Source organism: Sphingorhabdus lacus, assembly GCF_009768975.1.
In the GTDB taxonomy this organism is placed as follows: Bacteria; Pseudomonadota; Alphaproteobacteria; order Sphingomonadales; family Sphingomonadaceae; genus Sphingorhabdus_B; species Sphingorhabdus_B lacus.
Window position 1 is genome coordinate 1,859,187 of the sequence record NZ_CP035733.1, and the last position, 12,897, is coordinate 1,872,083.

12 protein-coding genes are annotated in these 12,897 nt (G+C 55.3%); 3 read left to right on the plus strand and 9 right to left on the minus strand.

Features of this window, described 5'->3' with window-relative positions; all coding sequences use genetic code 11:
* The first annotated feature begins 236 nt into the window (after nt 1-236).
* Genes astD through EUU25_RS08750 form a run of 3 tightly spaced genes read left to right on the plus strand, consistent with a single transcriptional unit; the run spans nt 237 to nt 3,886 of the window.
* Nucleotides 237-1,679, plus strand: coding sequence for a succinylglutamate-semialdehyde dehydrogenase (gene astD / locus EUU25_RS08740; RefSeq protein WP_158900162.1), 1,443 nt, complete (start codon nt 237-239; stop codon nt 1,677-1,679).
* Nucleotides 1,669-2,961 (plus strand): N-succinylarginine dihydrolase, encoded by a 1,293-nt coding sequence (locus EUU25_RS08745; protein ID WP_246162620.1) that lies wholly within the window; start codon nt 1,669-1,671, stop codon nt 2,959-2,961. The genes astD and EUU25_RS08745 overlap by 11 nt, the downstream gene beginning before the upstream one ends.
* A gap of 1 nt (nt 2,962) precedes the next feature.
* Nucleotides 2,963-3,886 (plus strand): arginine N-succinyltransferase, encoded by a 924-nt coding sequence (locus EUU25_RS08750; protein WP_158900166.1) that lies wholly within the window; start codon nt 2,963-2,965, stop codon nt 3,884-3,886.
* A 242-nt stretch (nt 3,887-4,128) separates the two neighbouring features.
* Here EUU25_RS08750 and EUU25_RS08755 read toward each other — a convergent pair whose 3' ends face one another.
* The 9 genes from EUU25_RS08755 to EUU25_RS08795 form a co-directional block, all read right to left on the minus strand.
* A complete protein-coding gene (locus tag EUU25_RS08755; protein ID WP_158900168.1) occupies nt 4,129-5,271 on the minus strand; it encodes a hypothetical protein in 1,143 nt (380 codons plus the stop codon).
* Complete coding sequence (locus EUU25_RS08760) at nt 5,268-6,419, minus strand: linalool dehydratase/isomerase domain-containing protein (RefSeq protein WP_158900170.1); 1,152 nt, start codon at nt 6,417-6,419, stop codon at nt 5,268-5,270. Before EUU25_RS08760 ends, EUU25_RS08755 begins: the two co-directional genes overlap by 4 nt.
* Before the next feature lie 251 nt (nt 6,420-6,670).
* Entirely contained in the window at nt 6,671-7,768 is a 1,098-nt protein-coding gene (locus tag EUU25_RS08765; RefSeq protein ID WP_158900172.1) for a cupin domain-containing protein, read from the minus strand.
* Nucleotides 7,769-7,790: 22 nt separating this feature from the next.
* On the minus strand, nt 7,791-8,438 hold the full coding sequence (gene maiA / locus EUU25_RS08770; RefSeq protein ID WP_158900174.1) for a maleylacetoacetate isomerase: 648 nt from the start codon (nt 8,436-8,438) through the stop codon (nt 7,791-7,793).
* Nucleotides 8,435-9,133, minus strand: a complete 699-nt coding sequence (locus EUU25_RS08775) for a fumarylacetoacetate hydrolase family protein (protein WP_158900176.1) — start codon at nt 9,131-9,133, stop codon at nt 8,435-8,437. Before EUU25_RS08775 ends, maiA begins: the two co-directional genes overlap by 4 nt.
* A gap of 43 nt (nt 9,134-9,176) precedes the next feature.
* Nucleotides 9,177-10,376, minus strand: a complete 1,200-nt coding sequence (locus EUU25_RS08780; protein ID WP_222848777.1) for an FAD-dependent monooxygenase — start codon at nt 10,374-10,376, stop codon at nt 9,177-9,179.
* A gap of 67 nt (nt 10,377-10,443) precedes the next feature.
* Nucleotides 10,444-12,219 (minus strand): aryl-sulfate sulfotransferase, encoded by a 1,776-nt coding sequence (locus EUU25_RS08785; protein WP_158900180.1) that lies wholly within the window; start codon nt 12,217-12,219, stop codon nt 10,444-10,446.
* Complete coding sequence (locus tag EUU25_RS08790; protein WP_158900182.1) at nt 12,197-12,655, minus strand: VOC family protein; 459 nt, start codon at nt 12,653-12,655, stop codon at nt 12,197-12,199. Before EUU25_RS08790 ends, EUU25_RS08785 begins: the two co-directional genes overlap by 23 nt.
* Nucleotides 12,652-12,894, minus strand: a complete 243-nt coding sequence (locus tag EUU25_RS08795) for a biotin/lipoyl-containing protein (RefSeq protein ID WP_158900184.1) — start codon at nt 12,892-12,894, stop codon at nt 12,652-12,654. The genes EUU25_RS08790 and EUU25_RS08795 overlap by 4 nt, the downstream gene beginning before the upstream one ends.
* Nucleotides 12,895-12,897 lie beyond the last annotated feature (3 nt).

A 12,897-nucleotide genomic window follows, 5' to 3' on the forward strand; every position in this document is an offset into this window, starting at 1 on the left:
TGCCCGAAACGTCGCAAATGTCTCTTTGTGCGATACATTTCTGATCGCTTCAGGTCGAGATGACGTTTCCCGAATAGTCATGATTAGCTGCGAACGATTCCGAGCCGGTGCCTGAAAGGACTTTCAAAGTGTGCATTGTCGTAACCATTAGGGGTGTTCCAACCTTAAAACTGTCGTCGCATTTCAGTAAAATACGGTGTGAAAATCATCCTATACATTGTGAGGGGGGCTGAGGCATGGCTGCCATGGCATCCTTTTGCCCGGCGTCCGGCGAACTCGTGTGGCAAGGCAAAACAGCTGGACCTGAAGACGTCAACGCGACTGTCACGTTGGCACGTAACGCCTTTGATGGCTGGGCCGGAACACCGTTGACCGAGCGCATAAACCACATACTAAAATACCGGCAGAGGCTGACGGATCGCTCCGATCCACTCGCGACGGCCATAAGCAGGGAAACGGGCAAGCCGCTTTGGGAAGCCCGACAAGAAGTAACAGCCATGATCAACAAGGTAGAAATTTCGATTCAAGCCTTGCATGAACGCGCTGGCGAAATCGAAAGGGGTTGTGCATTTGGAAGGTCGATCCTGCGCCATCGACCCCACGGCGTTATAGCCGTTTTTGGACCCTATAATTTTCCTGGGCACCTCCCGAATGGGCATTTCGTTCCCGCGTTACTGGCCGGCAACACGATTGTCTTCAAACCCTCGGAAGAAAGTCCACTCGTCGGTGAAATGATCGGCGAGCTGATGGAGCAATCGGGTTTACCTCATGGAGTCTTCAACATAGTTCAAGGTGGACGCGACACTGGCATAGCACTCGCGGACGCTTGGATCGATGGGCTTCTGTTCACTGGCTCGGCCAAGACCGGGGCACATTTTAGGCGTCAGTTCGTCGACCGCCCGGAAGTCATTCTGGCACTGGAGCTGGGTGGGAATAACCCATTGATCGCGTGGGATGGTGAGCCATCGGCAGTCGCTTCGATCGTTGTCGCTTCTGCATTCATCTCAACAGGACAACGCTGTTCCTGTGCCCGGCGATTGATCATTCCAGACAGCAGTACTGGCGATGGGTTTCTTTCAGCAGTCGTCGACTATGCCCGGCGCCTATCGATCGGCAATTGGGATGACACCACAGAGCCGAGCATGGGACCGCTGGTCTCCGAGACTGCCGCCGACCGCGTTCGCACCGCCTACGATAACCTTGTGGCATCCGGCGCACGCGTCGTGTTGCCTTTGCTGACCCCTATCGGCCGCTCACGTGCCTTCCTGAAACCAGCAATAATCGATGTCACCGGAATCCACGTACCCGACGAGGAAATCTTCGGCCCAGTGTTGCAAGTGGTACGAGTTCCCGATTTCGATGCGGCAATCCGGATTGCCAACGACACAGCCTTCGGGCTTGCAGGTGGTCTGATCTCTTCTAATCGATCGTTGTGGAACCGCTATTCCCGGCGCGCGCGGGTCGGCGTATGCAACTGGAACAGGCCCACCACGGGTGCCGCAGGGACCATGCCGTTCGGCGGCTTAGGCGCTTCTGGCAACCACCGGCCCAGCGCCTATTACGCGGCGGATTATTGCGCCTATCCGGTTGCCAGCTTCGAGGCAGAATCCGTGATCGACCAGAGCGATGACATTCGCGGATTGCGAACCGCCTCAGAGGAGCCGTCCAGTGTTGCGTGAAGTCAATTTCGACGGGCTGGTCGGCCCCAGCCACAATTACGCGGGGCTCTCGTTCGGCAATGTCGCTTCGGCCCGCAATGCCGGTGCCGAATCCAGCCCCCGGCAGGCGGCCCTGCAGGGCGTCCGCAAGATGCGGCGCATGCTTGGATTGGGGCTGGTGCAAGGTCTGTTGCTCCCGCATGATCGCCCGTTCACGCCCTGGCTGCGCGAGCTCGGCTTTGCCGGCAGCGACGATGAAGTCTGCGCGGCCGCCTGGGCAAACGAACCGGCGCTGCTTGCGAATGTCGTTTCGGCTTCGCCCATGTGGACCGCGAATGCCGCCACAATTTCACCCGCACCGGACACGCGCGACGGGCGCTGCCATGTTACCGTGGCCAATCTCTCGTCAATGCTCCATCGCAGCATCGAAGCCAGGCAAACCGCACAGCAACTCCGGTTGATCTTCCGTGACCGGAGCCTGTTTGCAGTGCATGATGCGCTGCCCGCGAAATTGACCGACGAGGGAGCCGCAAATGCCATGCGGCTTGCCGCCAGCCATAGCGATCGCGGGCTTGAGATCTTTGTTTATGGTGTCGACAATGGCGGCAAGTTCCCTGCCCGCCAGAGCCGCCTGGCCGGCGAGGCGATTGCTCGCCGCCACGGACTTAGCGACGAGGGGCAGCTTCACGTCCAGCAAAGCGCTGCAGCGATCGAGGCAGGGGCCTTTCACAACGACGTCGTCGCCGTAGCCAACGAGAATGTCCTCTTTGCGCACGCACAGGCCTTCGAGGATCGCGAGCGGGTCTGCGACTCCATCCGCAGGCGAGTGCCTTCGGTCCAGATCATCGAGGCGCCCGCCGATCGGGTCTCGCTGGCCGATGCAGTCAGTTCCTATCTGTTCAATTCGCAGCTGGTCACCCTGCCGGATGGTCAAACTGCCCTGATCGTACCCAGCGAATGCCGCGAGAATGCTGCTGTCTGGGCCTGGCTGAACGAGAGCATAGTTGGTCAGACCGCTATTGCGCGGATCGAGGTCATCGAAGTGCGCGAATCGATGCGCAATGGCGGTGGTCCTGCCTGCCTGCGCCTGCGGGTTGCCATGAGCGACGCGGCAATTGCGTCGGTCGATCAACGGTTCATGGTAGACGAAGCGGCCTGTGACAGGCTGGAACGGGTCATCGAAACGCACTGGCCGGATCGAATTGCCGCCTCTGACCTGGGCAAGTCCGAACTCTGGGCCGCCTGCCGCGCAGCACGCCAGGCATTGCTGGCAACGCTTGGCTTTCGTGACGAGGAGCTTTGACATGCCCCATCAGGTGCGGATGGCTCGCAAGAATGACCTGGATGCCCTAATGGAACTGGCTGCACTGACAGGCGGAGGTATGACAAATTTCCCGCATGATCGGTCAGCTCTGGCGGAAAAGGTTGCCTGGAGCGAGCAATCCTGTGCTATCGAGATCGAGGTGCCGCAGGACGAATTTTATCTGTTTGTCCTTGAAGACACCGCCAATGGCCGGATTGTCGGCACGGCCAACATCTACTCCAAGATTGGCGTACGATGGCCATTCTACAGCTACAAGCTAAGTAGGGTGTCCCATGTTTCCCGCGGCGTCGGGCGACACTTCTCGACTCATGTCCTGACCTTGGTCAACGATTTTGACGATGCCTCCGAAGTCGGGGGGCTCTTCCTGGCGCCACAGGCGCGTTCCGGCGGGTTGGGGCAACTTCTCGCACGAAGCCGCTACCTGTTCATCGCGCAGCACAGGCAACGGTTCGGGACTGAAATCGTTGCAGAAATGCGCGGATGGCTGAATGGTAACACCTCGCCGTTCTGGGAAGCGGTCGGCCGGAAATTCTTTGACAGCGAATTTCTGGCCGCAGACCACTACAATGCAACCCAAGGAAATCAGTTCATCGCAGATTTGATGCCCAAGTTTCCTATATACACCGCTCTCTTGCCCGAAAATGCTCAATCTGCAATCGGACGGCCACATGTTGAGGCAGTGCCAGCGAAAGCGATGCTCGAAGCCGAAGGCTTTGTTTATGATGGTTATGTCGATATTTTCGATGCAGGGCCAACGTTGCATGCCCGCATCGACCAACTTAAGTCAATCGTCGAAAGCCGTAATGTCGATGGCGGCTTGGAACTTTCGCTTTCCGGCAGCAAACGGTATCTTCGTGCGGAAAACCATGGCCTGGACTTCTCGGTTCGAGTGAAGACAGTTTAATTTTGGTCTGCTTAATACTGCAAAACCGCGCTAAACAGCGGGTTTATGAACTCGAGTGTTTTAGTGTTACATTGACCTTTGGTCGATGAGCCAGTTCCTTGCTGGTCTTATTCGGCCGTGCCCGGCTAAAGTTTGATCTTCGCTCACTTTTTGAAACTTTGAAGCAATAAAATTTCTATCGCACCTGGTACGTCAATCATTGTTTGGATAGAGAATGGGTAAACAGCACACGCGCTGTATAATCATCGGACCAGATTGTAATCTTTATGGTAGGTTTGCGACCAGTCCTTCTCGATCAGCCGCTTCCAACCAGCGTGACACTGGGCGAGAAGACTGAAGTAGGAAACCAACGGACCATCAGATTCCAGTTGATCATAGAATATTTTCGCTTCGATGCGCTTTGGATTGCAAACTTCAAGCAGCCTTGCTTGCAGACGGTTAAAAAATTCAATATCGTCCATCTCCTTTGCCAGCCAAAGACTTGTAAAAAAATCCTCTTGAGCAAAACCAAGTGGAGTCAGGAAAGATTTTCCTGAACAATCTTTCAAGTCGTCCAAATTTGTTTCCAACAATTTCTCACCAAATTGTGCTTTGAAAAGTGGCCAAAGCGCCTCAGCCTCTTGCGGACGGAAATAATGCATCAGGTTAAGCGTTAACGCATTGGAACTTGGCCGAATGTTCTTGACGACCCAAAAAAAACGCGGGTCCAAAGCCTGTCCGTCAAACCCAAAACTGCCACTCTGAAGGGATTCGAAGTATAGCCCCGACACTTCGTCTCGCAAATACGCGTTCAAACCATCGAATATTCGGTCGTTTTCTCTCGAGTATTTCGTCCCATGAATCTCGTCATGGATTTGAAACACCAGCATCGCGAGCAAATTGGGAAACATCTCGAAGCGACCAGTTACAGTTTCGATAGCGAGTATTTTCTGTGCAGATTGATAATTTCTATCGAATATTTCCCGGATCCTCTCGACCAGCGCGTCTGACCTTTCGTCGAACTGTTTCCTTCCACTCACCAAACGGTACATTTCGCATGACAAAGCGTCCAAGATGAGACGCACATTGTCGGAATCGTACATATCCAACGGGTTAGAAAGGTTCGGGTTGCTTATATTTTTTACCGTGAGATTGAGATTGTACTCGACCTCTCTTGTTCTGTGCGAGTCAAGATAGGCCACTGACGGCAAAGTCAGAGCCATATAGCCCATGGCTTTGTAAAATGCGATCCCCGATCCAGGTACATGGCAGACATGGCAGTTATTGTAGCACGCGAGATCGAGATCAAATAAAAGCGTGCGGTAATGCGCTTCGATTTGGTCCGTGAAGCCACCATCTGCAATCATTGGCCGCATATCTTGGTTAAACGTACCTTTGTGGCTCATGACAATCTTGCGCCTTGCTCATCTCTCAATGATGCCCAATCGTATTGAAAGACTTGATCCCATGATTCGTGCAGTGCGCCCCAGAGAATGTAGCTGTTGGCGTGGTGCTCCTCGCCATTCGTTGCTTTTACAAGCCGAACTCGGCCATCCACATAGGCTAGGCCAGAGGTCTGACCCAAATACTTCATGAAACCAGCCCAAAGGTCAGGATCCTGATACTCCCGCGCCAAGCCTAGAGCGTATAAAAGCCCAAAACTTTCTTCCAGTCCCATTGCCGGATCGGACGCATGCACGCATTCTTTTAGATAGAGTGCCCCGTCCAATTGCTGCGCTACGAGCAACCGTTTGAAGTTTTCGTAGCCGGTTTGCATGTCGGTTGGATTAGTGTAGTGGAGTTGGGTCAGGCCCCACGTGTTGCATGCGCCGGAAAGATAGGCTTCAGCCTGATCATGCGACGGATGATACTTGTACAATATCATCTTTGTAGCCGGATCGCTAATCTTGGTCGCAATGAAGTCCGACACTCTTTTCCCGTATTCGTCATAGTATTTTGTACCGAAAACCATATCGTGTACTGTCATCCCTATTACGATCTGCGAATTGCAGACAGGGAAATACTGATCGTCCTCGCAAACTATCCCGTCAAAACCTTCATTTTGTCTGTTTTCGATCAGTTCCCGTATTATGATATCGGTGAGCTGGTTATACTCTGGTTCAAATTCTGTAGAGCCAGTGATTAGTTGATATAAACCGTACATAACTTGAAGATGGGCTTTATACATGATGTTGCGGCAGCATATCGGGTCAGGTCCATGCCCATATTTTACCCAATCTTGCCAAAGTGGCGTGTCTTTGAACAACAGTATTGACTTTTTGAGGCAAGATACAGCTTCCGCATAGCGAGTTGGTTCCACCATGATCACCGATGGGATCGAGTAAGTTGCAAATGCCAAAGGGTATTTCCACCAACCATGCATGTTGCGATCCCACGGAAACGTTGCATTGTCCCAACCGCCTTCGAACGTCGCGTCGATACGGTCCCTGTGAAAATTCCAAATCATCTCGCTAAAATCGCATAACCTTCCTGCGCTTCTCTGAGAAAAGACATCAGCTGCAATGCCATGGTAGTCGTAGGTTTGATCAGTCATCTCACATCACCAGGTTTCGTATCTCAAATATGATCAGAAAGAGCGTTCAAGTTAATTTCCAAAATGGAATGTTACCTTGCAAAACTCTCCAAGCATCCGTTGCGAGGAAAATGTCAGCCGAGTTTTTCACAATACGAGTTGAGCCGACAAATCTTCGGCTAACTTCCACTCCCTTCGCGTTCCAAACACTTCTGTATGTTAATCGTGACGGCTTGAGAGTCCAGTAGAAATTGATTGGCATGCATTCTCGTTTAGACTTCGATCTCGGTTCGCATGAAATTGAGTTTCTCCATGATGGGCGCATCCGAAAAGCGGAACAGGTCAAATCGCGTTTCGGCTTGCAGCGACCATGAAATCCACGACGGGACAACGAACATATCGCCCCTCTCGAGACTATGGGTTTCACCGTTCATGACTACAGCGCCGCGCCCATCGAAGACCTGGAAAACAGTCGAGCCAACATCGCGCCGGGTTTCGGTTTGCGTCCCTTCGCGCAGGCGATGGAATTCGGCGCGGATCGTCGGCATAACATCTCCTCCGGTCGTTGGATTGACATAGCGGATTGCGGCATGGCCGGTCGCCACCGTAGCCGGGTACCCCTCCGCCTCCAGCGCAAGCTGCTGGCTCAGAGCGGCATCGGTATATTGCCAGCGATAAGCGCCGATCGGCGAGTTGACAGTATCCTTCAATTGCGAAAGCGGGCGCAGCCCCGGATAGCACCACAAGCGCTCTCCACGGCTGTATTCCGGCGTGTCGAGGCAGGTCAACTGATCGGGACCGAACTCGAAGAAGCCCACATCCATCTGCTGGCCGAACGGCATATCAAGCCCGTCTATCCAGGCCATAGGCTGGTCGGTGACGTTCTGGTGACCGTGCCAGTTGCCGCCAGGTGTAAGCAGCAGGTCGCCCCGGCTCATCCGGACCGGATCGCCGTTCACGACTGTCCAGACCCCCTCGCCTTCGACTACGAAGCGAAAGGCGTTCTGGCTGTGGCGGTGTTCGGGCGCTACCTCGCGTGGTCCCAGGTACTGGATCGCAGCCCACATGGTCGGGCTGACATAAGCATGCGGGGCCAGCCCTGGATTGCCGAGCCCGATCGCGCGCCGCTCGCCCCCGCGCCCGACTGGCACCAATTCGCCCGAACGCTGCGCCAATGGCAGCAGCTTGGACCACCTCCAGACGTGCGGAACCGCCTTGGACTTGGGGTGAATCGGCATGAGATCGCCCAGCTGGGTCCACAGGGGCAAGAGACTCTGCTCTTCGAACCCGCGATACAGTTCGCGCAGTTCGGGCGTATCATCCGGCTGCATCGCATGGACGACAGTGGTGTGATCGAGTGCTTCGTTCATGATGGTTCTCCTAAAGTTCTCGTCATTCGGCATCGGGCTGGTTCTGCGGCGCCGCGTCTCGAAAGGCCTGCAGACCGTCCAACTCGGCGAAGATCCGCGCGATGGTCGGCCAGGTTTCGAGCGGAATGGAGAAGCGCCGGTTGTTCCAGACCTGGGCGTACAGGCAGATATCAGCGAGCGTCGGCGCATCGCCATGGCAGAACCGGCCCGTCTCCCGACTGTCGGCCAGCATGGCTTCCAGCGGATCGAACGTCGCCGTTACCCAATGGACGAACCATTGTGCCACCGCATCGTCACCCGCGTTGAACTGCATGCCCAGTCGGTTCAGAACGCGCAGGTTGTTGAGCGGGTGGATCTCGCAAGCTACCATATAAGCCAGCGCCCGCACCCGCGCGCGCGCGGCAGGGTCCTCTGGCAGCAAGGGTGGTTCGGAGTACGTCTCATCCAGCCATTCAATGATGGCCAATGACTGGGTCAGGGCCGTTCCATCCCCAAGCTCGAGAACAGGCACCAGCCCTGCCGGATTTATCGCAAGGAATTCAGCGCTCCGGTGATCGCCTTTGCGCAAGGCATAGGCAAGATATTCGTAGTTCAACCCTTTGAGGTTTAGCGCCGCTCGCAGACGCGTCGAAGTGGACGAGCGATAGAAATTGTGCAGGCGAAGCCTCATTCGCGTGGACCGATCTTGGTGGTCAGCTCGCCAAGGCCATCGATCGAGACGACGCAGACGTCTCCAGGCACAAGCGGACTGACCCCGGCGGGGGTGCCGGTCATTATCAGGTCGCCCGGCTTGATCGTGACCGCGTGCGACAGGAACGAGACGATTTCTGGTACGGACCAGATCAGTTCGGCAAGATCTGCATCCTGTTTGACGATGCCATTGACAGTAAGGCGGATCGAACCACTGGCAGGATGCCCTATTTCGGCGACTGGGTGGATAGGACCGATAACGGCCGAATTGTCGAACGCCTTGCCCCAATCCCAGGGACGCCCCTTGTCGCGCGCCTGGAGCTGCTGATCACGCCGGGTCAGATCATTACCCACGGCATAGCCCCAGATATGCGACTGGCAGGCTTCCACGGGCAGGTCGCGGCCTTCTAGCCCGATCGCGACGACCAACTCCGCCTCGTGGTGGAAGTTCTGGGTGAGCGGCGGATAGGGAATGGTTGCGCCATCATGAACCACGGCATCGGCCGGCTTGGTAAAAAAGAACGGCGGCTCACGATCGGGATCGAATCCCATCTCGCGCGTATGTTCCCCATAGTTGCGGCCCACGCAAAAAATCCGGCGGACCGGAAAGGACTGAAGCGATCCTGCGACCGGAACGACAGACTGCGGCTGTGGCGGAAAGGTGAAGTCGGTCATTGATTAACTCCTAGTTTGTTCGTTCAGCACGTGGCTGCGCCTGTCAGGCCGGAGCAACGGCCAGCGATACGGTGAGCGGATTGTAGTTGTAAAGCCACAGGCCGCGGTCCGTTGCGGGATCCTTGCGGGCAAAGGCCTCGCGGAATTCCGCGTGCGTCTGGAAATGGAAGAGCCGGGCGTGCTCGGTGCTTTCGTCAACAATCCTCGCGGTCCGGTCAATGCGCGCCTGCTCGTAGGTCTTCAGTGCCGCACCCAGGCCATTGCACTCGTCGAGGGCGCGCATCAGCACAGCCGCATCCTCTATAGCCATGACCGCGCCCTGCGCCATGTATGGCAACGTTGGATGCGCACTGTCCCCAAGCAGGGTCACACGGTCTGTACTCCAGTACTTCAGGCGTGGCCGGTTGTTAAGCGCCCAGCAGAAGCAATTGTCCTTGTCTGCCGCATCGATCATGGTCTGCACATCGCGGTGGAAGCTGGCGAAATCCGTCTTCAGGTCATCCCACGGCGCCTTGATCGCCCAGCCTTCCTGGGTCCATTCTGGCTTTTCTACGCAGCCAACGAAGTTCAGCAGCCTCCCGCCGTTGACCCAGTAGACAACCATGTGCTTGTCCGGTCCCATCCAGTTGACGAAGATTGGAGGCTGGAAATCCGCTGGCAGCCTGTCGGCCGGTATCATCCCCCGCCAAGCGACGTTGCCAGTGAAGTTGGCAGGTTCAAAGCCGTGCATCTGCGAGCGGACCACAGACTTGATCCCGTCGGCACCGATCAGCAGATCGCCGCGTGCCGTGGTGCCATCGGCAAAGCGCAGAGTAACGCCCTGATCGTCCTCCTCATAGCGCTCTAGCGCCTTGTTGAGGTGGATCGCAGAAGGCGAAAGCTCACGAACCCGCTCTTCCAGAACGCGCAGGATATCAGGTCGATAAACATGAAGATAGGGCGCTCCAAACCGATCCTCGTGCGTGTCTCCTAACAGAATCTGGCCAACAACTTCCGCCGTATCGTGTAAGCGAAATTCGGTTCTCAACGGTCGGACAGAAACTGCAGCCAGACGATCCAGAACACCCAGTTGGCGCAGCACATGTGTAGCGTTGGCGCTAACTTGAATGCCCGCCCCAACTTCGCCTAGCTCAGGCGCCTGCTCGAACAGCTCAACCTCATGCCCTGCGAGCAGAAGCAACCCTGCGGCTGTCAGCCCGCCAATGCCGCCGCCGACAATCATGATTTTGCATCGCTCTGTCATTATAGGGTCCTTGGTAAATTTTTGCTCTGTTTGACTGAAAGTTTGCGGTCCGTTCTCGAGCGCCAAATCAATTTGCTGATCCCGCCTTGCCTTCCCAGTAAATTGAAGGTGTGTGAAAGCCGCCATAAAGCTGCCACTGAAGGATCTCGTTTGGATCGTCGAAACGGATCTGCGACATCCGGGGCGCTGGTGACGTCCGCGAGAATTCCTCTACCCGTCCGGCGTAAGGCACATCATCTACAAAGCGCCGCGATAGATCATATTCATTCTGATCGTTGAGCTGGTCGGTAATTGGCGGGCAGAAACTTCGGATGACGAGCATATTGTCTGTTGCTGGTAATCTGTGGGCATCTCCCATCGCCCAGTTGATGCAGCTATCGGATTTCTGTTCCTTTTCGGAAGTCCACAACTCTGTCACGGTCATAGCTTTCGGATCCACGTTAACCTCGACCGCGCGGCTGTAGCTTTCGTGGAAGGGCACGATCCGCCGACCGTCGAATGGTCGGGCCTGGAACATCCCGTTATCGAAATAGACGATGGTACCCCACGGGGTGACGTGCGGATGATGCTGCGACCAGGGGAACCGCGTAAGACCAACCGGCTTGAGAATTCGGGAGTGAAACTTTTCCGGCCAACCTTGCGGATCGCTGAAGATCCAGCGGATCTCTTTCGTCTTGCGGTCGATCGCAACCAATGCGTCTAGATGCTTGAAAGACGCAATGACAAGGTCACGCTTCTCGTCAAACGTAATTCCGTTACCATGCGTCCAGTCTGCATAACCAGGATAGCCCCTCACAGCCCAATAAGGCTGAAAGGTGTGATAATGCAGCATTTTGGGATCGAGATGATCGAATGCATCCCACTCCCAAACCACTTTACCACTAGCATCGAACTCAACTATTTTGTCGCCCATCACCATGGATGGCTTTCGCGGGGCCTGCGGATCGGTGACGCTTGTCGGATAGTCGGGAATCTCGCGACCATTGGCCGACATAGAGATATATGTGCCCCATGGCGTCAGCGAAGGTTCATGGTGTAGCGTCTGCAACCCGGAGATCTGCGTACCGCTGGGTACAGCTCCTAGCCGGCGTTTTTCTGGATACCATTGGCGAAGAATGTTTCCGAGCATGTCGATCTTAACGACCCGCTGATCCTCGGTGGTGAAGATCAGAGTTCCGTCAGGTGAAGGCTTGATCCCTGCGACACGACGCTCGCTGATGTAATACCAGCGCACCTCTCCCTTACTGTCCAGAGCAAGGATCAGCCCCCAGCCCCTCGAAAACTCCTGCTGAGACTTTGTCTGGAAGCTTTGCCGCCCCGGTGCGCGCCGCCTTATACTTAAAAAACGCAAGCCAGGTTCCAGCACTGCGCCATCGGCAATTTTGGTCGTCAGCGTGGGCCATTCCAGACCGGCTTTGGGCAAAGCTGGAGTCTTTATCGACAGGATTGCGGGCGATTTGGTTGTGCCTGATGGGTCAGAGATTTCGACGGTTACTGTCACCGAACGGTCGGCTGGTAAGTCGATGATCGCAAGTCCCTTTTCGGGGTCATGACGTTGTGAGAAATGGACAATTCTCTGCGTTACACCGTCATCAATTTTGACTGCTGTAGTGACGGGCCCGGAAGCTTTAAACGACAGAACCGCAGCAAGCGGCGCGCGCGGGTTTGGATTGGCCTGTAGTTCGGGTTCCCGTTCAAAAGTCGGCTGGGCAAATGCCGGTTGGGCACATGCGAGTAACAAGCCGACGACCATACACAACCAAACGCTACTCCGCTGCGCAAGCCCCGAAGTTCGCCCACGTCGATTCCCGACAGTTACGTTAACGCCGATCGTGATGTGCATGATCGTCCTTTCGCTTTTCGATCAGTTCAACTGTCAGGCCATCAGGTCCGTAAATGTAAGTTGCTCTTTGACCCGATGCAGGGCCCCGACGAACGGTATACGGGGGGGCATCCGCATCAAGTTGGGCTTGGACAGCGCTGATATCGTCCACTTGCAAGGCAAAATGGAAATAGCCGGTATCGCAAACTCGCCTTTCGATTTTCGAGCGCTCAGGTTGAACATATTCTAATAACTCGAATTGAAAGCCGTCGCGTTCGACATATGCCAACTCGCGCACGACAGCTCCTTGAAGTCGCGTTATCCCTTCGACCGCATTCGGATCAAAGGGAGCGAAGCGGGAGTGAATTACAAAGCCCAGTTTTGACAGGAAAGTGAGCGCACGGTCCATGTCAGAGACAGTGATACCGACATGAACCAGTCGCTCATCGGCAATCATTGCGCGACCTCAACCACGCAAACAATATCGCCAACTTGAGCCTCTTCGCCCTCCGGAATCCGGATTTCGAGAAGAGTCCCGTCAGCACTAGCTTCGAAGGATTGTGTAACCTTTTCGGTCTCAAAATCGTAAAGTGCGTCTCCACTGGCAAATGTTTCACCGGGCGATTTATGCCATGTGACAATTGTCGCCTCTTCCATGTTCATGCCAACACGCGGCAGCTTAAGTTGTATCTTCATGCT

Coding starts and splice junctions, on each gene's coding strand:
- EUU25_RS08790 (WP_158900182.1), bottom strand. CDS start 12,655: ATGATTGCCGATGAGCGACTGGTTCATGTCGGTATCACTGTCTCTGAC.
- EUU25_RS08755 (WP_158900168.1), bottom strand. CDS start 5,271: ATGAGCCACAAAGGTACGTTTAACCAAGATATGCGGCCAATGATTGCA.
- EUU25_RS08785 (WP_158900180.1), bottom strand. CDS start 12,219: ATGCACATCACGATCGGCGTTAACGTAACTGTCGGGAATCGACGTGGG.
- EUU25_RS08780 (WP_222848777.1), bottom strand. CDS start 10,376: ATGACAGAGCGATGCAAAATCATGATTGTCGGCGGCGGCATTGGCGGG.
- EUU25_RS08795 (WP_158900184.1), bottom strand. CDS start 12,894: ATGAAGATACAACTTAAGCTGCCGCGTGTTGGCATGAACATGGAAGAG.
- EUU25_RS08765 (WP_158900172.1), bottom strand. CDS start 7,768: ATGAACGAAGCACTCGATCACACCACTGTCGTCCATGCGATGCAGCCG.
- EUU25_RS08760 (WP_158900170.1), bottom strand. CDS start 6,419: ATGACTGATCAAACCTACGACTACCATGGCATTGCAGCTGATGTCTTT.
- EUU25_RS08750 (WP_158900166.1), top strand. CDS start 2,963: ATGCCCCATCAGGTGCGGATGGCTCGCAAGAATGACCTGGATGCCCTA.
- astD (WP_158900162.1), top strand. CDS start 237: ATGGCTGCCATGGCATCCTTTTGCCCGGCGTCCGGCGAACTCGTGTGG.
- maiA (WP_158900174.1), bottom strand. CDS start 8,438: ATGAGGCTTCGCCTGCACAATTTCTATCGCTCGTCCACTTCGACGCGT.
- EUU25_RS08775 (WP_158900176.1), bottom strand. CDS start 9,133: ATGACCGACTTCACCTTTCCGCCACAGCCGCAGTCTGTCGTTCCGGTC.